The sequence below is a fragment of the Dyadobacter sp. SRI_021 genome, from assembly GCF_057586235.1.
This window is the reverse complement of record NZ_JBYCZM010000005.1, coordinates 39467-64628: the sequence shown is the minus strand read 5'-3', so window position 1 is coordinate 64628 and position 25162 is coordinate 39467. Positions and strand designations below refer to the sequence as shown.

The 25162-nt window shown below is 49.4% G+C and carries 24 protein-coding genes; 14 read left to right on the top strand and 10 right to left on the bottom strand.

The genetic code is table 11. From position 1 onward, the window contains the following. Nucleotides 1-81 precede the first annotated feature (81 nt). A complete protein-coding gene (locus AC2YIT_RS16395; protein ID WP_487279853.1) occupies nt 82-1215 on the bottom strand; it encodes a glycoside hydrolase family protein in 1134 nt (377 codons plus the stop codon). 227 nt (nt 1216-1442) lie between these two features. Between AC2YIT_RS16395 and AC2YIT_RS16390 the strand changes: the two genes are divergently transcribed. The 8 genes from AC2YIT_RS16390 (at nt 1443) to AC2YIT_RS16355 (ending at nt 11529) form a co-directional block, all read left to right on the top strand. Next, nucleotides 1443-4601, top strand: coding sequence for a lantibiotic dehydratase (locus AC2YIT_RS16390; protein WP_487279852.1), 3159 nt, complete (start codon nt 1443-1445; stop codon nt 4599-4601). Nucleotides 4602-4660: 59 nt separating this feature from the next. Next, on the top strand, nt 4661-5464 hold the full coding sequence (locus AC2YIT_RS16385) for a LytR/AlgR family response regulator transcription factor (protein ID WP_430848697.1): 804 nt from the start codon (nt 4661-4663) through the stop codon (nt 5462-5464). An 8-nt stretch (nt 5465-5472) separates the two neighbouring features. Then, nucleotides 5473-6669 (top strand): sensor histidine kinase, encoded by a 1197-nt coding sequence (locus AC2YIT_RS16380; RefSeq protein ID WP_487279851.1) that lies wholly within the window; start codon nt 5473-5475, stop codon nt 6667-6669. Nucleotides 6670-7016: 347 nt separating this feature from the next. Further along, entirely contained in the window at nt 7017-7727 is a 711-nt protein-coding gene (locus AC2YIT_RS16375) for a hypothetical protein (RefSeq protein ID WP_487279850.1), read from the top strand. Between the two features lie 162 nt (nt 7728-7889). Beyond that, nucleotides 7890-8711: a helix-turn-helix domain-containing protein gene (locus AC2YIT_RS16370; RefSeq protein WP_430848691.1), complete on the top strand. Its 822-nt coding sequence runs from the start codon at nt 7890-7892 to the stop codon at nt 8709-8711. Between the two features lie 330 nt (nt 8712-9041). Next, nucleotides 9042-9719, top strand: coding sequence for a GNAT family N-acetyltransferase (locus AC2YIT_RS16365; RefSeq protein ID WP_487279849.1), 678 nt, complete (start codon nt 9042-9044; stop codon nt 9717-9719). Between the two features lie 88 nt (nt 9720-9807). After that, on the top strand, nt 9808-10695 hold the full coding sequence (locus tag AC2YIT_RS16360; protein ID WP_487279848.1) for an oxidoreductase: 888 nt from the start codon (nt 9808-9810) through the stop codon (nt 10693-10695). A 15-nt stretch (nt 10696-10710) separates the two neighbouring features. Beyond that, the gene (locus tag AC2YIT_RS16355) at nt 10711-11529 is read left to right on the top strand and encodes a helix-turn-helix domain-containing protein (protein ID WP_487279847.1); all 819 of its coding nucleotides are present in this window, start codon (nt 10711-10713) and stop codon (nt 11527-11529) included. A gap of 84 nt (nt 11530-11613) precedes the next feature. Here AC2YIT_RS16355 and AC2YIT_RS16350 read toward each other — a convergent pair whose 3' ends face one another. Beyond that, nucleotides 11614-12528, bottom strand: a complete 915-nt coding sequence (locus AC2YIT_RS16350; protein ID WP_487279846.1) for a pirin family protein — start codon at nt 12526-12528, stop codon at nt 11614-11616. 156 nt (nt 12529-12684) lie between these two features. Here AC2YIT_RS16350 and AC2YIT_RS16345 point away from each other — a divergent pair, with 156 nt between their 5' ends. Further along, nucleotides 12685-14583, top strand: a complete 1899-nt coding sequence (locus AC2YIT_RS16345; RefSeq protein WP_487279845.1) for a DUF4139 domain-containing protein — start codon at nt 12685-12687, stop codon at nt 14581-14583. 55 nt (nt 14584-14638) lie between these two features. Here AC2YIT_RS16345 and abc-f read toward each other — a convergent pair whose 3' ends face one another. Further along, complete coding sequence (gene abc-f, locus AC2YIT_RS16340; protein ID WP_430848679.1) at nt 14639-16243, bottom strand: ribosomal protection-like ABC-F family protein; 1605 nt, start codon at nt 16241-16243, stop codon at nt 14639-14641. Between the two features lie 178 nt (nt 16244-16421). Beyond that, the gene (locus AC2YIT_RS16335) at nt 16422-16922 is read right to left on the bottom strand and encodes a methylated-DNA--[protein]-cysteine S-methyltransferase (protein WP_430848677.1); all 501 of its coding nucleotides are present in this window, start codon (nt 16920-16922) and stop codon (nt 16422-16424) included. 220 nt (nt 16923-17142) lie between these two features. Between AC2YIT_RS16335 and AC2YIT_RS16330 the strand changes: the two genes are divergently transcribed. After that, entirely contained in the window at nt 17143-17358 is a 216-nt protein-coding gene (locus tag AC2YIT_RS16330) for a hypothetical protein (protein WP_430848675.1), read from the top strand. Here the strand turns inward: AC2YIT_RS16330 and AC2YIT_RS16325 are convergent. The 3 genes from AC2YIT_RS16325 to AC2YIT_RS16315 all read right to left on the bottom strand — a co-directional run bounded on the left by AC2YIT_RS16325 (nt 17348) and on the right by AC2YIT_RS16315 (nt 18848). Then, a complete protein-coding gene (locus AC2YIT_RS16325; RefSeq protein ID WP_430848673.1) occupies nt 17348-17557 on the bottom strand; it encodes a hypothetical protein in 210 nt (69 codons plus the stop codon). The two genes, AC2YIT_RS16330 and AC2YIT_RS16325, sit on opposite strands and share 11 nt — an antisense overlap. Nucleotides 17558-17778: 221 nt before the next feature. Next, nucleotides 17779-18189: an OsmC family protein gene (locus tag AC2YIT_RS16320; protein WP_430848671.1), complete on the bottom strand. Its 411-nt coding sequence runs from the start codon at nt 18187-18189 to the stop codon at nt 17779-17781. A 74-nt stretch (nt 18190-18263) separates the two neighbouring features. After that, entirely contained in the window at nt 18264-18848 is a 585-nt protein-coding gene (locus AC2YIT_RS16315; protein ID WP_487279844.1) for a TetR/AcrR family transcriptional regulator, read from the bottom strand. A gap of 240 nt (nt 18849-19088) precedes the next feature. Between AC2YIT_RS16315 and AC2YIT_RS16310 the strand changes: the two genes are divergently transcribed. The 3 genes from AC2YIT_RS16310 (at nt 19089) to AC2YIT_RS16300 (ending at nt 20875) form a co-directional block, all read left to right on the top strand. Next, complete coding sequence (locus AC2YIT_RS16310) at nt 19089-19481, top strand: hypothetical protein (protein WP_487279843.1); 393 nt, start codon at nt 19089-19091, stop codon at nt 19479-19481. Between the two features lie 81 nt (nt 19482-19562). Then, nucleotides 19563-20204 carry an SCO family protein gene (locus AC2YIT_RS16305; RefSeq protein ID WP_487279842.1) on the top strand — a complete coding sequence of 214 codons (642 nt, stop codon included), beginning with the start codon at nt 19563-19565 and terminating at the stop codon, nt 20202-20204. Between the two features lie 89 nt (nt 20205-20293). Beyond that, nucleotides 20294-20875, top strand: coding sequence for a DJ-1/PfpI family protein (locus tag AC2YIT_RS16300; protein ID WP_487279841.1), 582 nt, complete (start codon nt 20294-20296; stop codon nt 20873-20875). Nucleotides 20876-20948: 73 nt separating this feature from the next. Here the strand turns inward: AC2YIT_RS16300 and AC2YIT_RS16295 are convergent, their stop codons facing one another. Both AC2YIT_RS16295 and AC2YIT_RS16290 read right to left on the bottom strand, forming a co-directional pair. Next, on the bottom strand, nt 20949-22064 hold the full coding sequence (locus tag AC2YIT_RS16295) for a hypothetical protein (RefSeq protein WP_487279840.1): 1116 nt from the start codon (nt 22062-22064) through the stop codon (nt 20949-20951). Between the two features lie 86 nt (nt 22065-22150). After that, the gene (locus AC2YIT_RS16290; protein WP_487279839.1) at nt 22151-22714 is read right to left on the bottom strand and encodes a hypothetical protein; all 564 of its coding nucleotides are present in this window, start codon (nt 22712-22714) and stop codon (nt 22151-22153) included. Nucleotides 22715-23101: 387 nt separating this feature from the next. Here AC2YIT_RS16290 and AC2YIT_RS16285 point away from each other — a divergent pair, with 387 nt between their 5' ends. After that, nucleotides 23102-24001 (top strand): DMT family transporter, encoded by a 900-nt coding sequence (locus tag AC2YIT_RS16285; RefSeq protein ID WP_487279838.1) that lies wholly within the window; start codon nt 23102-23104, stop codon nt 23999-24001. 22 nt (nt 24002-24023) lie between these two features. Here AC2YIT_RS16285 and AC2YIT_RS16280 read toward each other — a convergent pair whose 3' ends face one another. Continuing rightward, a complete protein-coding gene (locus AC2YIT_RS16280; RefSeq protein WP_487279837.1) occupies nt 24024-25004 on the bottom strand; it encodes a glycosyltransferase in 981 nt (326 codons plus the stop codon). Nucleotides 25005-25162: the final 158 nt, after the last annotated feature.

The following is a 25162-nucleotide window of genomic DNA, read 5'->3' as shown; positions in this document are numbered from 1 at the left end:
CATGTGTTAAATCTTTTTATGCAAATAGCGCCGGGGAATTTCTCCGGCGCTATTTACTTAGGATGTTGAAGAAGCGTTATGTCAGAAATGCCAGATAAGGTCGTCGAAGTCGACTTTTTCGGGATGCAGCGCTTTCACCAATGCACTCCCGATGCCGGCGATGCCCTCGCCAAACGCCAGGTTTTTTTGCATGTTCCAGGAGTTTTCAGGCGTTTTATAACCCGCAAATCCGTCGGGATGGATATCGAACCGCAGGATTTGCCGGTACCAGAAGCCGGCGGCATTTTCAAGCGTTTGGTCGTAGGTAAGCCGTGCAATGCGATCGAAAAGTAATGCGAGGCCGGCGGCACCGTTTTGTATTCCGGCATCTCGGGTAGAGCTCGGATGTCCTTGTCGGCGTTTTGCAAATTTTCTCAGCATTTCCAGTCCTTCCCGCGTCCAGGAAGGGTTGCCGAATGCGGCACCGACACGGAGTAGCGCATAACCGGTTTCCGCATTTGCGTCGATCTCCTGATTTTCTATATAAACGACCGCTTCATTGACGACCCCTTCCAGGAAGTCGGCAGGGCAAAGGCCCATGTCAATTGCCCGTGCCAGAAAAATGAGCACCGCTGTATTTTCGGAAGGAGAGAACACGGCAGGTTTCGAATGGCGTCCACTGAATCCCGATTTCCAGTAACAACCCTCGCCCGTGGATATTGCATAGCGCACAATGCCCTGAACAAGTTCATCCACAACCGGTTGTGCCAATGCTCTGTTGAAATAGCTCCGTTGAAGAAAGTAAATGCCATACCCGAGTGCCCCGCTGTCAAAATCTCCCAGGTTCCCGATATACAGTTCGGAACGCATTTTTTTGAGCAGAACAGCATCGATATCGCTCAGGAAAACATTGGGGTCAAGGTCCAGCACATTCACCTGGCAGAGGTATTGCGCGACGGCCCCCAGACTGGCGAAGTCCAGCGGATAAGCTTTCAGCGGATCGCTATCGACCAGGTCGCAGGCATGATCGAATGCATCCCGGGCGGCACCGAGGTATTGCTTTTTGCCGGAATGTACCGCATATAAATAAGTGAAAACAGAAACGCCGAGGTACCCCCGGGTAAAACCGAAACTGCTCAGCTGTTTTTTGTGTGTACTTACAACTTCGTAGATCTCATCGATTTTAGCAGCAGCGATCATCGCCGAAAGCCCCGATATTCCTGTTGATGTCGTCATGATACCCGTTGGTTTTTATACACAAATGTGAATACAAACGGGAGTGTGATCTGAACTTTTTAGACCAACCATGTATCTAGTTCGACGAACTGCAAAACAGTATGCGGGAATGACCGACCTGTGTATCGGGAGCTTTGTCGATAAAATATTCTCGTTGGCATAAATAGTTTGGTTTCAGTGAGTTCTGGTGGGTAGCTTCATCCAGAGATTGTAAACCTTCCTATTATATGTCAATTGTATCCCAAGGATTCTTCGTGTTGAGACGCCCCCGGCTGCCGTTAAGCGTTCTTTATACATTCAATGAGCGGGCCGGCAACCGGCCGGAGCTGTTCGAGCGGGAACTGATCCGTTTTTTCTCGCAATCATCAATGTTGGAGGCGCTTTATGTAGCCTCGCCGGAATTATATCATTCGTTCACCGGGCTGATCGAGGGCCGGGTTAGAACCGGCGTAGACAAGTTGCTAAAGACTTTATATAAATACCTCGTCAGGATGACCTCCCGCAGCACTCCGTACGGCCTCTTTGCCGGATGTGCTGTGGGTGAGCTGGGACAGGAAACCCGTATTGCATTCGACGAGGCTGAGCCTTTTCGTAAACATGTGCGGCTGGACATGAATTACGTTGCCGAATTGTCGGAAGGGCTTTTGCAAAAAAGCACCATTCGCAATGAGGTGAAGTTTTTCCCTAATACAAGTCTCTACCCGATTGGCGACACTTACCGCTATGTGGAAAGTACATTAAATAATAAAAAAAGGCTGTACATACTGGCGTCGGTAGATCGCGACGCCTATCTGGACAAGATTATTGCCACGGCCCACGATGGCGCTACTATACATGAGTTGGTGGATTGCATTGTGTGCGAAGATGTTAGCCAGGAGGAAGCGGAGCAATTTGTCGACGCGATCATCCATGCACAAATTCTTGTTTCCGAGCTCGCGGCGACGGTCACCGGCGAAGAGTTCTTTTTTACAATTGTCGACAAATTACGTGGGATAGCAGGAGCAGCGAAGGATCTGGAACAACTGAACAAAATTGCCAACCTGCTCCAATCGGGTGAACAGAGCGTGGATAAATACCGGGAGGTAGAAGCCGTGTTGACCAGGCATTTTGCTACAACAGGCAGCAAGGATCTGGTGCAGACAGACCTTTTTCTTCAAACGCAATCCTGCACTATCCATGAAAAGGTGGTGGCTACGCTGACCAGGGAATATCAGAATCTGGCATGCCTGGGCTACCGGAACCCGATACCGGAATTGGATCTGTTCAAAAAGAGATTTCTGGCAAGGTATGAACGACGCGAAATGCCGCTACTGGAAGTGCTGGACTGTGAAACCGGAATCGGTTATGGCGACGCCATAGCAGGGAGGGCTGATAACCTCCCGTTGCTGGACGATATGCAATGGCCTGGGCGACCTAAATCTGAGCAAGCGGATGTCTCTGCGATCGCGGAGCTTCGGGACAGGCTCTTTCTGCAATCTATGGCAGATAAGACGATGCGCATTTGCCTCACAGATAATATTTTGAATGAATTTCGAAAGAGGGTCGACAACACTGCGCAGACGCCGGATAGTTTTTACCTGTTTGGAAATATCATTGCCGGTTCGCAGGAGGATGTCGATAATGGAAATTTCAAATTCGCATTCAAAGCGATGGGAGGGCCTTCGGGCCTGAAACTGATCGGGCGGTTTTGCCACGGGAACAGCCAGCTATCCGAATGGGTGAAGAGCGCCGTCGCCGAGGAGGAAGCACTGGGTGAAGAAGGGGTGTATGCAGAAATCGCGCACCTGCCCGAGGCGCGCGTAGGGAATGTGCTCATGCGCCCGCATTTGCGGGAGTTTGAAATACCCTATCTCTCCGGTTCCACGATGCCACGCGAAAACCAGATCCTGCCGGAAGACCTGATGGTGTCGGTATCAGTTTCCGGGGAGGTGATATTGCGGTCGAAAAGGTTGAACAAACGTGTTTTTCCACGACTTACCAATGCCCATAATTTCTCTGATGGGCTGCCGGTGTACCGTTTCCTCTGCGAGCTCACCTACCAGCATGATTACCGTTATCTGGGCTGGGAATGGGGGCATCTTGCTTCCCATACTTTCTTGCCGCGCGTTGAATACAAGCATTGGATATTAAGCCGCGCCACCTGGAATATTGATAAAAAGATGGTGGTGAACCTTGTAGGAAGCAGCTTCCTGACAGCCAGGGAGTGGCGTGTGCTCAGGAGCGCATTTAACATTCCGCGTTTTGTTCAGCTCCGGCAAGGGGATAGCGAATTGCTGATCGACGGAGATTCCGATTTTGCAGTGGAGATAGTTTCCGATGTTATCAGGAAGTTTGACAAAGTTACGTTGACAGAGTTTCCCGAGTATGAACAGAACGGGTTCCTGGGCAAGGACGGAGAAAACTATTTGAATGAGATTCTATTGCCGCTTTTGCACAAAAAAGATTCCTCGTTGCCCAGGCAAGGTGGGGAGCAGCAATCGGTAGCCCGGCCCGCCGTCAGACGCGATTTTATGACGGGTAGTGAATGGTTGTATGTGAAAATCTACGCAGGGACCCGCACGGCTGATCGGCTGCTGACATCGGTCATTAAACCGTTTGCCGACCGTCTTTTGGCTGAAAGTGTCATCGAAAAATGGTTTTTTATCCGCTACGGTGACCCCGACAACCATATCCGGCTGCGTTTTTTTCATGGTAGCGATAAATCGTTCTGGCAGACTGTCCTCGTGCAATTGCATGTGTTGATGGAGCCGTATTTGAGCAATGGGACCGTTCACAAAATACAGCTCGATACTTACAAGCGTGAGCTGGAACGATACGGGCATCAGGCATTTGAGGAAATCGAATCCATTTTTTTTGCCGATAGCGTTGCTACGGCTGGTCTTTTGAATAGGCTTTCGGGCGACGAAGGTGAGCATTTTCGGTGGCTGACAGGACTGAGGGGAGTGGATATGCTCCTGAACGACCTGGGTTTAACATTAACAGAAAAAAAAGCATTCGTCGAGCAGTTGCAGGAGCGCTTCTTTCGTGAGTTTCGGGGAGATACCTGTCTGAATGTCCAGTTGAACAACAAATATCGCCAGCATACTGGGGAAATCAGGAGTTTTTTAGACTCGGAGCACGATGCGCTGAACGGTATCGAAGACATCGTAGCATTACTTGAAAAGCGGTCTATCCACATCAGAGCTTCGCTGTCGGTGATTTTGCCTCGCAACGAGATTTCTCTGAATCACTTCGCCAGTAGCCTGGTCCATATGTTCCTAAATAGGCTGTTTGTTGCTCAACAGCGTGAACATGAGCTAGTTGTGTATCATTATTTGAAAAAATATTACGAGTCTAAGTTGGCAAGAAGGGAAAAAGTGGCACATTTGACATTTGTTTGTGCCTAGCGGAATTTGCTTTGCGCGGGCAGTAAGTTCATAAGTTACTACCCGGACTCGGTTTAAGTATGACAGGGAAAATTAGTTGCCTCATTGTGGATGATGAGGAACCGGCTCATGAAGTCCTTAAATTTCTGATCTCGAAACTCAGTTGGTTGACCTACGCAGGAAGTTGCTACAATGCATTGGAGGCGCTGGAAATGATCCCGGAGGTTAAGCCGGATATTATCTTTCTGGATGTAAATATGCCTGAGCTGTCGGGCCTTGACCTGCTGAATATCGTTCACGCCCCGGATGCGCACGTGATCATGACCACCGCCTATCCTGAGTATGCAGTGGACGGTTTTTCATTCGACGTTACCGCTTTTTTGTTGAAACCCATCGGGTTCGACCGGTTTTTGAAGGCTGTCACGAAGGTCAGGAGGTTGATAGGTGACAGCCATTTGACACGTGAAAGGGTGCGGTCGGTTCCTGAGCCGGCCGCTGATGATGTGGCGGATCGCCAGCAGGTGCCAGCCCCGCAACCTTCCGAACAGCGCCCAGAGACCGTGCAGGAAGAATATATGTGGATTCGCGCCGATCGCAAGATGTATTGTGTCTGGTTTAAGGACATTTATTTTGTGGAAGGATTGAAAGACTATGTTAAAGTGTACTATACCGACGGAGTGCTGGTTACGTTGGCTTCCATGGCGGCCATGACGACCCGCCTGCCTTCACCCACATTCGTACGCACACACAGGTCCTACATTGTTAACCGCAATATGATCAAGATGATAGAAGGAAACATGGTTACCATGCTGAACGGCATGAAAGTGTCGATCGCCGTGTCCCCCACCCGCGACGAGGTGCTCCGCCAATTGACAGAAAGATAACTCGCTGAATGAACAACGATATTACAAAAAGGGGATCATTGATAGAAAGGCTGCTGTTTCCCCGAACGCAAAAACTAAGAATTTCCTATCACGTTCTTTTCTGGGTCTTGTTCATTTTGCTGCATTACTCCTATGCATTGCCCACGATTTTAAAGAAGAATGCTGATCCGACCGTATCCATTGCGAGCTTTGGGTATTTCATGAAGGTAATTCCGGAATACTACCTGTGTGTCTGGTTCTTTTACCTTCTACGTGACTATGTAAAAGGTTTCTTCCTTTTTCTGGTTCTTTTCATCTTCGCATTAGCGGTAAACCACCTGTTTTCCGTGGCATTATATTCGGCAGTAGATCATTTTTTCGGGCTGGAAAACATGACTGAAAGGTATAGGATGTATGCTAGCATGTACCTCGTATCATTTAATTACCGCGACCCGGCCGCATGGCTGGTATTTGGTAATGATATTTCAGATGTGCAGTTCTTTATATTGCCTGCTTCTTTAAAAACAGCTAAGTATGCAGCTAATGAGCGATTTATGAGGCAGAAGATTGAGGACGACGCGCGTAACATGGAGCTGAAGGCGTTAAAGTCGCAGATTAACCCACATTTCGTTTTCAATGTGTTGAACGCCGCGTATGCCAAGGTCTTGCCGGTTTCGGAAGAAGCCGCTGAATACCTTCAAAAAGTTTCTGAAATATTACGATTTTCGCTCTACGAGATGAACGATGAGTTTATCAAACTGGAAACGGAGCTCGCTTATATGAACTTGTATGTCGAACTAGAATCGATGAGAAGCAACCGCCGCTGCCATATTAATGTCGAACAGCACGGGGAAATCAAGGATATATACCGCGTTCCGACCGTTTCGCTAATTACTTTGGTTGAAAATGCATTCAAACATGGTGTGCATTCGACTCGCCACGATTCGTTTGTTGACATCCAGGTCTATGTTTCCGCTGGCGTATTAAATTTTGAAATAACTAACAGCAAGCCATCACAACCACTGCGTAGTAAGTCGGGCAGTGGCGGTATCGGGTTGGTTAACCTTGAAAGACGGCTAGCAATCTATTTCCCAGGACGGTACAACTTTGAAAAGGAAGAGACCGAAAGTGAATTTAAAGTTTCCGTACAAATACCCGTCGATAACCCTGCACGAAAGGATTCGCACTTTGGTCGAACCTTCGCGAATGTTGGTATAAAAAGTTAACAAAGAATGTTTTAAGTGTCTTATTTCGGGTTATTAATAACTTAAAACAATAACCTACCCGATGAAGACACAAGCATCAACCCGGTCCAAACTTCAATTGGTCAGATTCACAGTAGCACGGCTCAATGGCGTATACAAGGCTGGTGGTAACAGAGATTTAACCGAGTCTGATACTACGCACAGCACACTTTCATGTAGAACAATCCTGATGTAAGATCAGCCGTCTCGTTAAGAAAACCGACTGCCGGGGCCTCTCTTCCGAGGCTCCGGCAGTTGTGTTTAGGGCAATCGAATGCAAGTGGCATAGATCTTTAAGAGGAGTGGCAAAAGCTTACCCCTGGATTTCCATGAACAAAATTTACTATTTCCCATTGGTAGTGATGGCGTTGTCGTCCTGCCGCGCATTAAAGGACAGCCCCAAATACAAGTTGACGGACGGCGTCTACAAGACGAACGAGGACAACCGGAAAGCCCTGGTTTACGTCGAGAACGCCGACGATTCTGTGCTGGTGTATCATTTGCAAGCTGGTTGGAAAACGGCCAGGGCCGACCGCAAGAGCCTGAAACCAGAGGTATATCCAAGAGGTGCTGTCGATAAGGAAATTGCGGCGAGCAAATATTGGAAGAACACGTTCGACCTCGATGTACTTACGATACCTTTTAAATACCGCCCCTCCACAAGTTCCTTCACCCCGCAGTTGAGTAATCACCTCAACGGCGCCTTGTATATAGGTTACAGGAATGACACGTACGAACTTTCCTACAAGCGCAATCCGATCGGCAAGCTGAGCCAAAGGGTGACGCATCTTGGATTTTCAGCCGGATTGGCAACGGGCGTGGGGGTAACGCCGATGAACCCCTGGGTGACGAACGACAATATCAATGTGGAATACGACGGATTTATCTGGTCGAAAGCGCTGTGTATCCTCATGGGCGTCGAAAAGCTGAATTTCGGGTTGGCACTCGGTATCGATCACCTACTCGACGACAACCGGCAATACTGGATTTATCAGGGTAAACCCTACCTGGGTTTGACGGTCGGTCTGAATCTCAACTGAAAAAATTGGCCGCTTGCCCAGGTATTGTGCATGCTATATTTTGGGAAAAGAGCCAGATGTCGTAGCTAATCCTGCGATGTGAGATTTGGGCGTTTATCGCAGTAATTGCGTATTCTTGCCGTCGGACATGCCGGAGGCTTCTAAAACGAGGTTCAAAAAGTGATGCTACACCATACCGATTTCCCAATTCATGAACTACCGTCATCACGTTTTATGGCGTCGGATAGCGGCCTCACGTTGGGGGATCATGCGCCGAGCCACCGCATCAGCTTTTTTGCCATTGTCTGGTTTTCAGAGACCGGCGGTACCCACCATATCGACTTCGAATCATTCCCGGTTAGGGCTAACGAGGTGTTTCTGTTGGCACCCAATCAGGTTCACTCTATTCCTGCGGCCAGGCTCCCGCGTGCGCGTACGATCGTGTTCGCGCACGATATTTTCGACCGGATCGATGAGCCGCATTTACGTCAGCTTTTTCTGCCATTTGAGAACGAGGCGTTTGTCATACCCGCTGAGATGCAGGAGCCGTTGACGCACCTCTTTGACCTGATACTCCTCGAATGCGCCGGTGCTGCGGATCTAACACTGCTTTTAAAATATACGACTGCCTATCTTACCCATCTTTATCGTTTCGGAAAGCGCAATCACAGGGTAGCCGGAGCCGAAGATCATCGGTTGGTCAGGCTGTTCCAATTGATGCAAATGCATTACCGGCAGGAAAAGTCGGCCGCATTTTATGCCCGGGAAATAGGTCTTACCCCCAAAAGGGTGAATGAGCTGCTACGTGAAAAAATGAAAACGACGGTGAGCAAGCTGCTCTACCGGCTCATGCTCATTGAAGCGAAACGGGAGCTGTATCACCGGCAGCATTCGGTGAAGGAAATTGCCTATGGGTTAGGATTTAGCGATCAATCCTATTTTGCCCGCTTCTTCAAGAAACAGACCGGCCTCACACCGGAGGAGTTCCGCGCAGGTGCCCGTTAGCCGGTGAGGTAAATCGGGCGGATGTTCAGATTGTCCTAACCTTCGGACAGATCGTGCGGGTCGATCGGAGCCGCTTTTCCGATATTTGTGATATCAATTTTGCGTACGCAAAATATGGGTTTGACAACCCATTATTGACTTGCATGAAGTGGCTTTGCGGCCTTCTGTTTCGAATAGTGTTTTCGTGTGTTTTGGCAAAAGTGGCTGCTTTTTTATGGCAGCCACTTTTTTGTTTTTTATTGCTGAACATGTAACAAAGCCCGGCCGGCGGTTGTTGACCGATGGACGAGGTCGGCCAAAGTGAGTCAGCCTTAGCATAGACTATTTGAAATGAAACAAATCCTCGACAATCCGGCCTGGCACGCATTGCGCACGCACAATCGCGCGCTTGGAAATGTGCAGGGAGGTTCGGCATATTTCCTGCCCGAAGTTTCGCCCTTCGTAGCGGTGGAAGGCCCGGCTCTGGAAGGAATGACAGCATTGTACGATGCTATTCCGTTCGACAACAACGTGATATTTGTAAGCAACGAAAACGTGCAGATACCTCTTCCATGGCAACTTCTGGCGGCGGTACCCGGCTACCAGATGCTTTACCGTGGTACGGCAAATCCGGGATCGAATGGCCCGGAGACCATTCCGCTCACCCTTGAACATGTGCCCGAAATGGTAGCATTGACCAGCCTTACCGCTCCCGGTCCATTCTTGGAGGAAACTATTCGTTTCGGGCATTACGAGGGAATTTTCGACGATGGCAAGCTTGTGGCAATGGCTGGCCAGCGGATGCACCCGGAAGGTTATGCCGAAATCAGCGCCGTTTGCACCCATCCTGATCACCTCGGTAAGGGATACGCCAGGCATTTGTTGCTCCGGCAGGCAAGCCGCATTCAGCAGAACGGCGAACAGCCTTTCCTGCATGTGAAGGCGGACAATGCGCGTGCAATAGGGGTGTACGAGTCGCTGGGTTTTGAGATCCGCACCGAAATATACTTTTACGTGTTGAGACGATGAGCTTTTTAACAAAGCAACTCTGAGCTTTTCAGCAAAGTCGGGCCCTGCGGCGTGAGGTACTTTTGCATTGTACTTAAATACCAAGACAATGACAAAAGTATGGTTTATTACAGGCAGCTCCCGCGGATTGGGACGCAACCTTGCAGAAGCAGTTTTGAAAAGTGGAGATAAATTGGTTGCCACAGCGCGGAATATCGCGCAGCTCGATGACCTCGTTGCGCAATATGGCGATCAGATTTATCCTGTAACGCTGGACGTAACGGATTACGAGCAGGTGTACAGTGTGGTGGCCGAAGCAGTTTCGCATTTCGGACGCATCGATGTGCTGGTGAACAATGCCGGTTTCGGTATCATCGGTGCTGCTGAGGCTTATACCGACGAGCAGGTTCGCAGCCAACTGGAAACAAACCTTTATGCGCCGATCGAAATCACCCGGGCCGTGTTGCCTTATATGCGTCAGCAGGGGAGAGGCCGTATTTTGCAGATCAGTTCGATAGGAGGCCGTGTCGGCAATGCGGGGCTTACCATGTACCAGGCGGCGAAGTTCGGCCTGGGTGGGTTTACCGAAGCATTGGCCAAGGAAGTAGCACCGCTGGGCATTCATGTGACGAGCGTGGAGCCGGGTGGTTTCCGCACCGACTGGGCGGGCGCTTCCATGACTTACGCCCGTCAGATCGAGGGTTACGAAATGGTCAACCAGCGTACCGATTATTTCAAATCCGGCAAATTCGTGCCTGTGGGCGATCCTGAAAAGGCTGCCGACGTGATGGTGGCTTTGGCTGTGCATCCCGCGCCGCCCGTTCACCTTGTACTCGGCAGCGAGGCGATCGGCATATTGAAAAGTGCCGACCAAGCCCGGAAGGCAGAAATGGAAGCCTGGGAGGAAGTAAGCATTTCCACCGACCACGACGAGTCGGAGGATTTTTTAGAAACCTCCATGGGCAAATGGTATTCGGGCATCAAAAAGAATGCCTAATAGCTAACTTTGTTCATGGCCGATCTTAAATCCAACAAACAGAAATCCCCCATCGCGTATTCCTGCTATTTCACGCGGAACCGTGAGGGGGAGCAGTTTGCGCCCGAGCATGTGTTCAGCTACCAGATTTCGGGGACGCTCACGATTAATAACGGAGAGCAGGAGTACGTTTTCAAACCAGGGGATTACCGGTTTACGAGGCGTAATCAACTGTTGAAATTCATCAAACAACCACCCGCAGATGGCGTTTTCAAATCCATTTCTATTTACCTGGACCAGGAAACACTGCGGAGTTTCGCCATGGAGCACGGATATCAGGCCGACCACTCGCGAAGTCAGGAAGCGGGATCGGTTATTGCATTGAAAGGAGGCGGGCTGGTGAAGGGATTTATGGAGTCGCTGATGCCTTACTGTGAGGACGATCAGCTGATAGACGGGGATTTACAGGCCTTGAAACTGCGGGAAGCAGTTATGATCCTTTTGCGCTCGTCGCCGGCGATGAAAGACATCTTGTTCGATTTCAGTGAGCCGGGTAAGATCGACCTGGAAGCATTCATGAACAAGAACTTCCATTTTAATGTGCAAATGAACCGTTTTGCTTACCTGACGGGCCGGAGCCTGGCGACATTCAAGCGTGATTTTGAACATATTTTTCACACTTCACCCAGCCGCTGGCTGCAACAGCGGAGATTGCAGGAAGCGCATTACCTGATCAAAGAGAAGGGACGTGCCGCCTCCGAAGTGTACCTCGAAATCGGTTTCGAAGACCTTTCGCATTTCTCGTTTGCGTTCAAAAAGATGTTTGGCGTACCGCCGTCGCGGCTGGCAGGCTGAAAAGTGCAGGTGTAACCGTTTTGCAGATTTCCTTGGTACATTGAAATGCCAGGAAATCTGCAAAACGGTATTGTTGTATGCTTATCAGGAAAGTGGTTCCGGTCCGGGAGGGGCACCAGCGGGGCGTAAGTAATCCTCGGGTAATGGAATAAACTCGTGATCGTCGGCGGGTGGTAATTGAATTCGCCCTTGTTTCCAATCCTCCTTGGCCTGCTCGATGCGCTCTTTTCTGGACGACACGAAGTTCCACCAAATGAAACGTTCGCCAAGCGGCTCGCCGCCGAGCAGCATCAGCGTGGTATTTTCCCGGGCTTTGACGATAGGCTCGGCATTCTTGTTGAAAACCAGCATTTTCCCGGGCTGGTAAAAGTGGCCGCCGGTTTCCACCGAGCCTTTCACTACATAAATAGCCCGCTCGGAATACCCGTCCGGAATGCGAAAAGTAGCGCCCACCTCCAAAACGACATGCAGATAGAACAGCGGCGAAAGCGTTTCGACGCCGTTGGACAAGCCCAATGCGTCGCCGGCAATGAGCCGCATCCACACACCTTTGTCGGTAAATACGGGCAGTTCACTTTTGGTATAGTTCCTGAAAGTAGGGATAGATTCTTCATCCTTTTCGGGTAACGCGACCCACGTCTGGATCATTTCCAGCCCGCCGGCCAGCGCCGCAGGATCTTCGAAACGCTCCGAATGCGCAATACCACTGCCGGCTGTCATCCAGTTCACCTCTCCGGGCTTGATGACCTGCTGCACGCCAGTGCTGTCGCGATGGGTGACCTGTCCGTCAAACAGATAGCTCACTGTCGAAAGTCCGATATGCGGGTGGGGCAGCACATCCATCGACGACGGATTGGCGGGAACCGATCCCAACGGCCCCGCGTGATCCATGAATATAAACGGCCCGACCATTCTTCTGAGGCGAAAAGGAAGTATCCGCTTCACCACCACCGACTCACTGATTGCCGCCTTCCGGGCTTCGATTACGATATCCAGCATCACGTAATTTTTTGGTTAAAGATAAGGGAATGCAGGATAAGTGAGAAGTACCTTTTGTTAAGCACGGGTTACTTAAAGCATTTGTATTCTACTTTTATTGATTACTTTTTGAAGGTTATACCAAGACAATCCCGACTCACCTTAATCGAATCCGACATGCGAATATCTCTCCTTAGCATTGCTGTTATGGCTTTTTTGTCGTATCAGGCATTTGCGCAAAAGACACAAGTAGTAAACAGCAATGTCAGGCAAGTCACGATTTACCGAAATGGTGCGGAAGTAATGAGGGACATTTCTCTGACGCTGGATGAAGGTACGCACGAACTGGTATTTAAAGGCTTGTCTGGTTCGCTGGATAAGGAAAGTATCCGGCTTTCCGGGTTGGCTGATTTAACTGTGTTATCGGTTTTGCCTAGAGTGAATTACAATCAGGAAGGGGAGAAGTCGAAGGCAATGAAGCAATTGGAGGTCAAAAGCGAAGCCTTTAAAGAAAAGATAGCCTTCGAGCGCGGTATGGAACAGATTTATAAACAGGAAGAAGAAATGCTCATTAAAAACCAGCACTTGGGCGGTGATAAAGTGGCAGTGAAGACGTTGGAACTAAAAGAAGCTATTGATTTTCAACGCAAAAGACTCATTGAAGTCTTGCAGAAAAAGCTTGAAACAGCCGATAATATCAAGAAGTGGGATGATAGCCTGAAGGCAGTGGGAAAGGAGCTCACGCCGCTCCTTAGGGATTCGCAAAAAGCTGTAATGGAAATCGTAGTGACCGTTTCTGCGAAAAAGGTGGCCCAGGTGAAACTGGAATTGAGCTATTATTTGACGGATGCGGGATGGTACCCGAGCTACGATGCGAAGTTGACGGATCTGTCGACGCCATTGTCACTACAATTCAAAGCAGGGATGTTCCAGTACTCGGGGGAGGATTGGAAGAAGGTAAAGATGATACTGTCCACCGCGAATCCGAGGAACAGAGCACTCGCGCCCGAGTTGAAGGCCTGGTATTGGGGCTCGCCAAATGATTATAGCCAGTATAACACCGCTTCGGGAGACGATCTCCCGGCAGAAGGCAGCATTAGTGAAGTGAGCGGATTTGTAAAAGACGCGGAAAACCGACCGATTCCCGCAGCTACAGTGGCTATTAAAGGAACTAATGTTGGTACCAATACTGATATAAATGGTTTTTATCAACTATCAATTCCTACGAATTTGCCCGTGGCGAAACGGATCCTGGATTTTTCATTTATCGGATATCAGATGCAGTCCAAGCCGGTGACGGACCGCCGTGTCGACGTGATTATGCAGGAGGATATTCAAGAATTGCAAGAGGTGGTTGTTGCTGGTTATGGGGGAAGTGTAACCGGCATCTCTCAGAGTAGAGTTGGGAAGATGGGAGCAGATAAAAAGCAATCAATTTATTTGAATACCCATGAAAGGGAAGCCCCTACCAGCGTAACCTACGAAATTCCCGTCGCTTACACCTTGTTGTCCGACGGTAAAACTTACACCGCCGATCTGAAGACGGAACAAATTTCCGACAGCTATTATGAATACCTTGCAGTTCCAAAAGTGAGGCAAGAGGCGTTTTTGAATGCTTACCTGCCGTCATGGTCGAACCTGCATTTGCTACCGGGAGACGTAAACCTGTACCTCGAAAACAGCTACGTTGGGAAGACCCGTTTCGATCCGGCTCGTGCGCGGGACACGCTCAGTTTGTCGTTTGGCGCGGATAAATCGGTGCTTGTGCGTCGTGAGCAGGTCAAAAGTTACACTAAAAAGCAGTTTTTGGGTAGCAGCGTGACGGAGAACCGTACCTACCGCATTGTTTTACGAAACACTAAAAAGACACCTGTCAGAATCGTGGTGAAGGATCAATACCCCTTAGCGCCGGGCAAGGATATCGAGGTTTTCGATAAATCAGCGCCGGACGCTAAACTGGACGAAAACACCGGCGAGTTGACATGGGCTTTGTCACTACCCGTAGGCGAAAGCAAAGAACTAAACTTGCGTTATGCAGTCAAATATCCAAAAAATGCCTATGTAACCAGAGAATGAAGGCTCGTTTAGGAGCCCGCATTCTCTGGTGCCTGGCAAAGTAAGTTAAACTCGCTCAACTCAGCAGGATTTCCCTTTCAACCTCAATCTCCCGCAGAAAATGTGCATCATGCGATACTACCAGCAATGTCCCGCGATACTCGTTGATCGCGGCGGTGAGTATGCCGATGTTCTGAATGTCGAGGTTGTTGGTCGGTTCGTCGAGGATGATCATATCCGGGGCTTGGGTGCCGATGGCCAGTGAGCAGAGCATGAGCCGCATTTTCTCGCCGCCGCTAAGGTTGGCGCAAGGTTTATCCCAGTATTCGCGGGTAAATAAAAATCGGTTAAGCCGGATCTTGATGTCGTGTTCCTGCAATGCGCCAGAATTGAATTGCTGTGCCTGCTCGTAGACGGTCAATGTGTTGTTGATCAGTGAGTAATCCTGGTCGATGTAAATCGATTTGAAGTCTGCCCGCTCCATAATGGCCGGTGTTCCTGCGTCTGTGACAGGTTGAAGCTCGCCCAGGATCATGCGTATCAATGTCGTCTTACCGGACCCGTTGGCGCCTTTAATCGCAATGCGTTCACCGCTGGTGATCTGGAAATTGAGGTTATCGCGCCAGAGCGGTTGCGCATTGTAAGTGAAGTTGACTTGTTCCGCCGTGATCAGAATTTTGCCCTTATGCAGGGAGGAATTGTCAAAATCGACTTTCATTGTATCGAGCGCCGGGAGTTCGCTGCGCAGATGGCTGAGCTCCTGCGCGATGCCACCCACTTTTTCGGCGTGAATACCTTTCATTCGAGCGGTACTCCGCTCCGCATTATTGCGAAATGCATTCTGGACGATCGTGGGTAGGCCCGCCTTCTCCTGCTTCTTTTTACCGCGTGCATCCAGCTTCTGCTGCCGTTCCATCGACTCCTTTTCGACTTCTTTGGCCTTGCGGAGTGCCTTTTCTTTCGCTTTCACATCGAGGTTTAGCGCTTCATTCTCGATCTCCTTCTGCTCTGCATAGAAATCGTAGTTGCCGCCATACATGGTGATTCCCCGCCTGCTTAGCTCGCAAACGGTATCAAATAAATTCAGGAGCGTCCTGTCATGGCTCACTACAACGAGCGTATTACCGGTCGAGCGGATGTAGTCGTACAAAAGTGTCCGGCCACGGGCGTCGAGGTGATTGCTGGGCTCATCGAGCAGGACAATATCAGGTTCGTGAATCATGATACCCGCCAGGAAAACTTTCGTTTTTTGCCCGCCACTCAACTCGGCCATGGGTTGGGAAAGTGCAATGCCATGAAGTTGCCAATGTGCGAAAGCCTCCTGGCAGCGCTCCTCAATGCCCCAATCGTCGTCAAGCAATTCGAGGTTAATATCTGTCAAATGCCCTTCCAGGATTTCCCGGAGCGCCAGTAATTTGTCGTGAACGCCCAAAGCCTCAGCAACCGTCAGCGCATTATATTGGCCAAATAATTGGGGAACGAAATAGGGTTTCGAATCTGCTCCCACTGTTCCGGACGAAGGCTTTAACCTTCCCGCCAGAATGCCCAGCAAAGTAGATTTTCCCGCACCGTTGTTACCTATAAGCGCGATTTTATCCTGTTTATTGACAGTAAGATTTATATCAGAAAACAGCACATCCCGGTTCGGGTGTGCGTACGTAACACCTTGCAAAAAAAGCATAGAAAATTTCTTTTGAGAATGAATAATAGCAGCCGCCGTCACGGCCGCGTGCATTTATTTTCCTGAAAGAAATGATCTCCTACACCTGGTGTTTCCGGTTGGTGAATAATGATGCAAAGATAGGAATTAATCCCGAACGCTCAATAGATAAACAATCGGTTACTGTACAATCGTCATTTTAGTCAAACAAGCTCGTTTGGCGATACGGCGCTTCCAATTCAAGCAAAAGTGCTTTATTTTCGAGCCCGCCGCCAAAACCGACGAGCTTGCCGTTGGCGCCTATTACCCGGTGACAAGGTGCTATGATGGGAATGGGGTTCTTGTTGGCTGCGCCTCCCACAGCCCTTACCGAATCGGGGTTGCCGATTTGCCTCGCAATATCACCGTACGTCCTCGTTTCGCCGAACGGAATCGTCAGTAATGCTTCCCAAACCTGTATTTGAAAATCGCTGCCTATGAAATCGAGTTTCAGGGAAAACGTTTTGCGCTTTTTAGCAAAATATTCATTCAGTTGTTTTTCCGCTTCGAGTAGGAGCGGGTGGTCTGGGTCTTCCACGCGGCAGTCGATATCCGATTTTCGTGGATCATAATTCCAAAGCACTGCCCGCAGTCCTTTTTCACTGGCGATCAGCGTCAATGTGCCCGTAGGCGATGCCATTCTTTTGAAGCAGGTACCCATATTTGTTGCGTTTCGTCATTATGCAACAACAAACTAGATTTTATTGGTTCGGGCTCTCAGGATGTAGAATCGCGAAATCCGGATTTTGTCAGCAATCCGGATTTTTAAACCGCTTTCTCAAAGTCGTAATAGAAATCCATAAAACCGCTGCACCACCGTAGCCAGTATAGAATTTGTCCATTTCCATTACCGCCTCGGGTCTACACAAATCCATAAACACATGCAGAACGAGCTTGAAACCGCTAGTAATGGATACAATCTGAAACCCGGTGCTGATAAGGTCGGGGAGATTGGTTTGAATAAAACGATTTTGAAACCAGAATGTAAAAAGATAGGCAATGCTTCCCAGGCCGGCCAATACAAAGATGATCCTGGGAGCGAGAACATCCCTGACAACAGCGTTCAAGACATCAACCAAGTTAAGTTCAGTTCCTGATGGATGCTTTGCTGTTTTTGTGCTCGGAACAAAGCGCGATGAAAACCCCGAATGCGCCGCCGACCAATGCGCCAGAAATGTTGGCAATGCTGCCGCCAATCACGGCGGCGCCCATAGAGGTAGAAATAAGTGAAGGAATGAGGGAGCTCCATTGATCTCCGCTGCACTGTTTTTTAGTTGTTGTGATGGAGGATTGCATAAGTAGTGTGGTTTTGTTTGATTTAATAAATTGCCTAGCACTCGTTACAAAAGTAAAGAACGCACATAGAACTTCAATATCTTTTAACCCCTCAATTTCAGTTGCTTATTGTAGTATTTATTTTCAACTAATTCATTTAACAGTTACCAAACGGTTAAAAAAATGAAGGCCTGCACCTGGATCATTACAGGTGCAGACCGCTCATTAAGTTACCTGATCAACTAGACCAGCGTAGCACTCAACACGATTTCAAAACTGAATGCCTGGCTTACCGGACAGGTTTCTTCGGCTCCCTTGGCAATAACCTGGAATTCTTCCTCTGAAATACCCGGAACTTTGGCTTGAAGCGTAAGTTCAGATCTGGTGATTTTGCCGTTATCCAGCGTAACAATCGATTGCGTCTCCAGGGATTCGACCGTGTAACCGGCCTGGGTGAGGTCAAGGTCGAGTTTCATTGTGAAACATCCCGCATGGGCTGCGGCAAGAAGCTCTTCCGGATTGGTGCCGATGCCGTCGGCGAAGCGGCTGTTGAACGAGTATTGCGTTTTGTTGAGTACGGTGCTGCCCGTTGTGATATGTCCGGCGCCAGTTTTGATATCACCATTCCATACGGCTGTTGCTTTGCGTTTCATGATCTTTAGAATTTATAATTTAAAAATGGTTTGAAATAAACTGTACTATTTGGTACAAAATCGAATAAAAAAATTCAGGTTAAGATTTTCAGGTTCATACGGACCAGTTCAGCAAGCTTGAGTTGGTCGGGTTCCATTCTGCGTGTCACATTGATGCCATTCCAGAGATTCACCAGGTAAGCTCCCAGGGTGTCGGCGGATTCCTGGGTTTGCAGCAAACCCAGGTCTTTACCTCTCTGGATGGCTTCCGTGAATATTTCTTCGAGCAAGTGGAGGTATTTCGCGGCAATCATTTTCAGACCGGCATCGTCGGCCGATACCTGGATCAACGCATTACCGAAATAACAGCCCTTGTTACCAACCGGAGACTCATTTCCTGTAAGCGACAGGAAAAAATCTTTGATAAACTGGACCGGATCAGCGCATGTCGTGAGCGCGTCGCGAATGGCTTTGAAATTCAGTTCGACGACCCGCTCCATCGACTTCCGGAACAGTTCTTCCTTGCCGCCTTTGAATGCGAAATAAAAACTGCCTTTTCCGATTCCCATGGCACTGAGCAGGTCGTCGGCAGTCGCGTTGGCATATCCTTTCTCCCAAAAGACTTCCACCGCCTTGTCCAGGATCGCTGTTTCGTCATATATTTTTGGTCTGCCTGCCATTGTAGCTTTGTTTGATGTTACAAAGGTACAATAATTTACTAGTTGGTACAAAATAAAGACGAGAATATTTTTGAAAAATTTTTCAACTAGATTGGATGGGTGGGGAGGAGAGGATGAAGGAGGAAGGGAAGGCTGGGAAGGAAGGGGAGGGAGATGTTCGGATAACCGATTTGGTATCTCAAACATCGGACATTAGCTTTGTGAAGCGTTTATGCATCATTAAAAATTGCTTCTCATTTCTTGAAAGCTGCCGGAAAACAATGGATTACCCTGGGGTTCACGCTCCTGATGCTTGTCAAAGCATGGGTTATTCCTTTGGTGTACCTGGATTATGAATTGCGGAAGGAATATATCATCGCTAACCTCTGCGTAAACCGCGACAACCCGATTGTGGTCTGTGAAGGTAAATGCTACCTCGCCGAAAAGATCGTCGAAGCAAAAAAACAGGATGAGCGCCGGGCGGAGCAAACGTTTATGGCTAATCTGCTATTTCAGGCTCTGGACACCGGTAAGCCCTTCATTTTCAAAACTCCGGAACATTTTGAAGGAAAGTTGACGGTAACATTCAGCTATATTTCCCCATTCCTTTCCCGCACGGCAACTGCGGATATTTTCCATCCCCCGTTGGCTTAATCAGCCACTTTTCGAGGTTTTCTAATGGCGTGGCCCGGGGCAGCGTCCATCATTCCCATTTCTTTATTTTCCAAACTTATCATGCGCATGCATAACCGAAGCATCATCGTCGGTCTGCTGGCAGCGGCTATGCTGACTGCCTGCGAAGACCGCAAACTACCCTATTTGGGAGAGCCTCAAACCGTTGTTAAAACGGTCGAAGGAAAAACCATTGAGGAAACGGATTACCCATCGATCCCTGCTTTTTCATTCACCAATCAGGATAACAAAATTGTTTCCGAGCAGGATTTTAAAGACAAAATCTATGTCGCCGACTTTTTCTTCACGACCTGCCCGACGATCTGTCCGGTGATGAAAAAGAATATGCTCAAAGTGTACGACGAGGTGAAGGATAACCCGACCGTCCGCATTCTTTCCCACACCATCGACCCCGAGCATGACACGCCCGCGGTGCTGAAAACCTATGCGAATGACCTGGGTGTAAGCAATACAACCTGGCAATTTGTGACCGGCGACCGTGAGAAAATCTACAACATAGGACAGCAGCATTACCTGATTACTGCCGCGGAAGACGCCAAATCGCCGGGAGGATTTTTGCACAGCGGGCATTTTGTGCTGCTGGACAAAGACCGCCACATCCGCGGCATGTACGATGGAACTACCGACGAAGGTACCTACGAGCTCATCCGGGATATCCGGACGTTGCTCAAAGAATATGAATAGGAAAATCGGCCTCCGGAGGAACCAGGAGGCCGATTTTCATGTAGCTTTAAGTGCAGTAAAACTTCTTTAATCACTAACCTTAAACCATTATGTCGAAGAAAATTCTGTTGCTGGCAGGGGATTATGTAGAAGATTACGAGGCTATGGTGCCTTACCAGGCCTTGCTTTCTGTCGGGTTTGAAGTGGATACGCTCGCTCCCGACCGCCAAAAGGGTGACACTGTACCCACCGCGGTGCACGATTTTGTAGGTGACCAGACGTACAAGGAAACACAAGGCCACCGGTTTGCGATTACCGCCGATTTTGATGGTATCAATCCGGCTGATTATGACGGGCTTTACATTGCAGGCGGCCGTGCGCCCGAGTACACGCGCCTCAACAAGCGCGTATTGGAGATTACCCGCCATTTCTTTGAAGCCAACAAGCCGGTGGCTGCCATTTGCCACGGAATCCAGATACTTACCGCCGCAAAGGTGCTGCAGGGCCGTACACTGACAGCTTATGTAGCCGTCGGGCCTGATATCGAACTGGCTGGTGGGACGTGGAAGAACATCCCGGCGGATCAGGCGGTTGTGGATGGGAACCTGGTTACTTCCCCCGCGTGGCCTGGTCACCCGGCCATTTTGAAAGAATTCTACAAAATGCTCGGCGTGCAGATCAGCGGTATTTAAAAAAGGTTTTTGAAGTGAAAAAGGCCGGACTTGCGATGCAGGTACGGCCTTTTTGATAATGTATTAATTTGAATTAAAACTTGAAAGAAACACCTGCATTGATCGAATAATCGGCAAATGCGGCGTCGCCCCGCGTAAAGACGCCGGTTTTATCCGAATATTCTTTGTCGGTTACGCTTTGGGTACGGTTCCTTACGAATGCAACGGGTACCGTAGCGAAGAAGCTGAACTTTTCACCCGAATAGGTGACGCCGGGCTCCAGGCTCCACACGTAACCGGGGCGACGGAAATCACCGCTGCCGCCAACGAGGTCGTGCACGGGGATTCCTTCCAGGCGGGCGCCCGCAGACACGGCCCAGCCTTTCAAAATCGGGGTGAGCGAATAGCTGAACCCTCCGCGTGCCATGTATTGGTCGGGTACGCTCATAATAGCCTCGTTGGCAAGACGCGGCGAAAGGGTTTCGCGGTATGTGCGTACGCCATTTTGCTCCCGCGGGTTCACGAGGTAAAAGAAGTTACCGTATACGCCGAAGTTGTGAAAGATATTATAGAATGTATTCAACTCTACGGTAACACCCGTTCCGCCATCGCCCAACTGGATAGATTGGTCGACAGTGCGCAGCTCTTTTGTGCCGTTCGGGCCTACATTGTACCAATAGTCCTGATAGTTGTAATCGCCGGTAGGCAGTTTAAGCCCCAAGCCTAGCTGGATATTGCCGCGGTAACTCTTTTTAGGATCGAAAAGCCAGCGGTAGGCAGCGATGCGGAGATCGCCGATACCAAACGAATGCATGCTGTGCCGCTCGTTGAACTTGTTGGAGCCATTCACGAGCCCGTGTTCGTAAAGTGAAGAACGGGCATTTGAAATGATCGGGAGATCGACCATCAACGACCAGCGGTCATTCAGAATGCGCATAATATTGATGTCGACCGACGCTGTGTGGTTGATCACCTCGGTATGCTGGACGAGCCGTTCCTTGTTCTCGTTGGGTCCGGAGAAATGGCGGAAGGATTTAAAGTAACGGCCGCTGGCACTCACAACCCATTGGCTGTGGTTGCTGCTGTCGACGTGCGCGATCATGCACGCATTACCTGTGCCGCGGATGGCGACACAGCCTTGGGAAAATGTATTTTGGCTGGCACAAAGAGAAACCAGCAATGCGAGTGACGATTGTAGTAATTTTTTCATTACGGATTTGGTGAATGTTCCTGGGGTTGAGTATACGCCTCTCATACCTGCCGGAAATGCAGGATTAAGAGGGTTAAAACTGATGCTTAGGAATACAGGCCGTCAGGCGGCGGTGTTGGGACGGTATGGCAGGTTTCGAAAACCGGGCAGGAATATTGGTCTGTTGCGGATGGTATTGTTTCAATCCATTCCATCACAAAAAAGACATGCTTCTGCGGAGAGGTCATGAACTCTTTCAAAAAGGATTTGAGCAGCTTGGCGTGGCTTTTAGGCGCAGTACTTTCCGGCGCCGTGCTTACGGCTTCACGTTGAATATGATCCACGAGCTCCATATACCGGTCACGTGCATTCTGGTCGTATTCACAATAAACATACAAGGTATCGTTCAGAAGCTGCTTTGTTCTGATCTGATAATACTCGCCTTCATGCCTGATTTTGCCTTCCGAAGGCTCAGGGACTGACCAGTCGGTCTGATACGGGAGGGAAACCGGTACTTTTACGACGATATCGCGGGAATAGGCGCTGTGTTCGATATGGTCGCGACCCGCCGCAGTTGGCACATACTGATCCTCTAACAGATAGAGCACCGAATAGCCCATCATGTTATAGAGTAGTAGTACAAAAAGCAGGAGTGATAAAAATCGGCCCAAATTTCTTTCCAGCGGTTTCTTTAATGCAAAGGTAAGATAAAGTCAAAAAAATGAAAACATTGTACAATGCTTGCCGAGCTGAAACATGAAAGCGAAACTTGGGGTTGATCTTCCGGCTGAACCGCCTTATTTTTACAGTACAATAACAATGTTATGTCCGAGAACAGACTCTTTTTCTGCATTTCGCCTCCTCCGGCAGCCTGAAAGGCTTGATGACCGGAATTTATTTTGGTACTTCCCGTATTTCGGGGGGCGATTTCCCTATTACCAGTTACCATTGTTCACGAAGGTTGTTGAGCCTTAGCCCTTTTCGGGGGCTTAACCGGTTTGCGCTGTATTCACTGCGCCCGAAGTTCATTTTTAGTACCTTTTTGAACAAATACTCCAATGAAACAAGCTTTCATCAAGCTCCATATAGCGATTATTCTCGCCGGATTTACCGGTATTTTCGGAAAACTTATTACGATCAATGAAGGACTGCTGTCGTGGTACCGGATTTGGCTCGCAGGCATTCTGATGCTGCTGATCCTGGCGGGAACCCAGAAGCTCGAGCGTATATCATTTCGCGATTTTGCCCGTACTTCATTAACCGGGTTGCTGCTCGGATTGCATTGGATCTTCTTTTACGGAAGTATCAAGTATTCCAATATTTCGGTAGGGGTGGTCTGTTTCTCGGTGGTCGGCTTTTTTACGGCCATTTTCGCGCCGTTGATCAATCGCCGCCGTTTCGTGCTCTCCGAGTTGCTGCTCAGCCTGCTCACATTGTTGGGTATTGCTTTGATTTTCAGTTTCGACGCACGGTACCGGGTCGGTATCACGCTCGGCGTAGTATCGTCGGCGCTTGGCTCCCTTTTCACAATCGCCAATGAGCGGCTCGCGCATTCTTTCAGAAGCGAAACGGCCACGGTATATGCCCTGATCGGCGGCGCCATTGCATTGACTCCGCTCATGCCTTTGTATTTCTATTATTTTCCCGTCGCGACACTTATGCCATCGTGGGCGGACCTGGGCTACCTGTTGCTGCTGGCGTTTTTCTGTACCGTTGTCCTGTATATGCTGCAAACGCAGGTACTACGCCGCATTTCGGCTTTTACGGTCAACCTCAGTCTGAACCTGGAACCCGTCTACACGATTATCCTGGCCATTCTGATCTACCACGAAAACAAAGAACTTCGCTGGTCGTTTTACCTTGGCCTGGTGTTGATCCTGTTATCGGTAGTGTTGCAAATGCTGCAAGTGATGCGTGCGCACCGGAATGCAGATCCGGTGGTGGCTGAGAGCCATTAAGAAAATGAACCGGGGCAGGATATCAACGCCGCCCCGATTCGCTTTCCAGTTTTTGTAAGAGGTTGTCGATCAGGGCCTCCATCAGGCTTGATCTACCTTCCATCTGCCCCGTAAACCCTCGATAGCCTAGCGCTTTGGGAATGTCTTTGCTCAGATTAATATTTCCCTGATCCCTGCATAAAGCGATTCCCTCGGTTTGTAAATGCGTGGCCAGGTATTCCTGCTCCGACTGTCCCGGTGTGGGAATCAGCAATGCCTTTTTTCCGAAGACTGCAAGGTCCATCAGTGTTGAATAACCGCTTCGGCAGACGACGAGCTGAGCATGCGAGAGTGCATCCGCGAGCTCCTGCGCGCCCGCATATGTAGTGTACGTGATATGCGCAGGCACATGCGCGCGCACGCGCGCCGAAGGATTGCCGGCAATGAAATAGAAATGATAATCTGTGGCTAATGCGGCTTGCCGAAGCATTATTTCTTCCAAAATGCTTCGCATGGGCTCGGGGCCGGAAAGCAAAACAAGGATATTGCTGTTGGGATTCTGTACAAGCGCGCCCTGAGGTGACAGTTGCGAAAGTAGCCCTAGGTAATGTGCATTTGCAGGAAGTTGCCGCGGGTGCGACAATGCACCGGCCAGCCCGCCATTTTCCTGCTCATCTACAACCCAGCATTCATCGAATTTTCCCAGCATATGGTAATGCAGTCGCCGCATCACGGAGTCTGCGGCTGTGCCGAATCCTGTCATGATCTGTAACTGATGAGTCAGAATGACCGATTTTAGACCGTCGATTTTCAGTCCATACCGATTGTCGGAAATCACCAGATCAAACCGGTGCGTGGCTTGTATATCGCGTAGCCACTGTCTTTCCCGACCAATTGCTCCCAGGATTTTCGGGATTTGAGACAGTATTTTCAGTACAAAAGTGCCGCCGCTGCTGCTATAAGTAATGTTGTAACCCGGAAGCATGAGTTGTGGCAGATCGGGAAAGTTCTTTTCCAACAACACCGCAGTCGCCCCGGAAGCGGCGAGGGTTACCTCACATCCTTTGTCAATAAGGTACCGGATGACGGGGATACAGCGTGTAGCATGTCCCAGTCCCCAGTCCAGCGGCGCTATCAGGATACGGAGTGGCAGGGCGGATTCTAAATTTGGTTACAAAGCAA

Bases quoted from the DNA above. Each gene is read 5' to 3' on its own strand.
- AC2YIT_RS16330 (WP_430848675.1), top strand. From the start codon at position 17,143: ATGCAGAACGAGCTTGAAACCGCTAGTAATGGATACAATCTGAAACCC.
- AC2YIT_RS16380 (WP_487279851.1), top strand. From the start codon at position 5,473: ATGAACAACGATATTACAAAAAGGGGATCATTGATAGAAAGGCTGCTG.
- AC2YIT_RS16315 (WP_487279844.1), bottom strand. From the start codon at position 18,848: ATGGCAGGCAGACCAAAAATATATGACGAAACAGCGATCCTGGACAAG.
- AC2YIT_RS16295 (WP_487279840.1), bottom strand. From the start codon at position 22,064: ATGAAAAAATTACTACAATCGTCACTCGCATTGCTGGTTTCTCTTTGT.
- AC2YIT_RS16345 (WP_487279845.1), top strand. From the start codon at position 12,685: ATGCGAATATCTCTCCTTAGCATTGCTGTTATGGCTTTTTTGTCGTAT.
- AC2YIT_RS16375 (WP_487279850.1), top strand. From the start codon at position 7,017: ATGAACAAAATTTACTATTTCCCATTGGTAGTGATGGCGTTGTCGTCC.
- AC2YIT_RS16300 (WP_487279841.1), top strand. From the start codon at position 20,294: ATGTCGAAGAAAATTCTGTTGCTGGCAGGGGATTATGTAGAAGATTAC.
- AC2YIT_RS16335 (WP_430848677.1), bottom strand. From the start codon at position 16,922: ATGGGTACCTGCTTCAAAAGAATGGCATCGCCTACGGGCACATTGACG.
- AC2YIT_RS16385 (WP_430848697.1), top strand. From the start codon at position 4,661: ATGACAGGGAAAATTAGTTGCCTCATTGTGGATGATGAGGAACCGGCT.
- AC2YIT_RS16350 (WP_487279846.1), bottom strand. From the start codon at position 12,528: ATGCTGGATATCGTAATCGAAGCCCGGAAGGCGGCAATCAGTGAGTCG.
- AC2YIT_RS16360 (WP_487279848.1), top strand. From the start codon at position 9,808: ATGACAAAAGTATGGTTTATTACAGGCAGCTCCCGCGGATTGGGACGC.
- AC2YIT_RS16355 (WP_487279847.1), top strand. From the start codon at position 10,711: ATGGCCGATCTTAAATCCAACAAACAGAAATCCCCCATCGCGTATTCC.
- AC2YIT_RS16320 (WP_430848671.1), bottom strand. From the start codon at position 18,189: ATGAAACGCAAAGCAACAGCCGTATGGAATGGTGATATCAAAACTGGC.
- AC2YIT_RS16305 (WP_487279842.1), top strand. From the start codon at position 19,563: ATGCGCATGCATAACCGAAGCATCATCGTCGGTCTGCTGGCAGCGGCT.
- AC2YIT_RS16285 (WP_487279838.1), top strand. From the start codon at position 23,102: ATGAAACAAGCTTTCATCAAGCTCCATATAGCGATTATTCTCGCCGGA.
- AC2YIT_RS16395 (WP_487279853.1), bottom strand. From the start codon at position 1,215: ATGACGACATCAACAGGAATATCGGGGCTTTCGGCGATGATCGCTGCT.
- AC2YIT_RS16365 (WP_487279849.1), top strand. From the start codon at position 9,042: ATGAAACAAATCCTCGACAATCCGGCCTGGCACGCATTGCGCACGCAC.
- AC2YIT_RS16390 (WP_487279852.1), top strand. From the start codon at position 1,443: ATGTCAATTGTATCCCAAGGATTCTTCGTGTTGAGACGCCCCCGGCTG.
- AC2YIT_RS16370 (WP_430848691.1), top strand. From the start codon at position 7,890: ATGCTACACCATACCGATTTCCCAATTCATGAACTACCGTCATCACGT.
- abc-f (WP_430848679.1), bottom strand. From the start codon at position 16,243: ATGCTTTTTTTGCAAGGTGTTACGTACGCACACCCGAACCGGGATGTG.
- AC2YIT_RS16325 (WP_430848673.1), bottom strand. From the start codon at position 17,557: ATGCAATCCTCCATCACAACAACTAAAAAACAGTGCAGCGGAGATCAA.